We start from the raw sequence: 266 nt of genomic DNA on the forward strand, positions 1-266 counted from the left end.
GTGTTCACCGTCGGCAGATTGTTTAGCATTAAGATGATAGTGCAAAATAATAAAGTCGCGGATTTGCTCAAACTCGGTTTGTGATTGGCGATTAAACTCATCAATGTGCTGTGCTTGAATGCCGTTTCGGGGAAATAATTTGGTTAAACGAATTATCGCCGATTGGACTAAATGTAAGCTGGTGGACTCTAACGGTTCTAAAAATCCGCTCGATAACCCAATAGCAACACAGTTTTTATGCCATTGCTTGATGCGCCTGCCTGTGG

General features: G+C 42.5%; 1 protein-coding gene. It reads right to left on the reverse strand.

The window, feature by feature from the left end; translation table 11 throughout:
- On the reverse strand, positions 1–266 hold a 266-nt coding region (locus tag AAEY72_RS15165; protein WP_352311404.1), incomplete at both ends, for a tryptophan 7-halogenase.

This window comes from Psychrobacter sp. W2-37-MNA-CIBAN-0211 (genome assembly GCF_040309405.1).
GTDB classification, from domain to species: Bacteria; Pseudomonadota; Gammaproteobacteria; order Pseudomonadales; family Moraxellaceae; genus Psychrobacter; species Psychrobacter glaciei.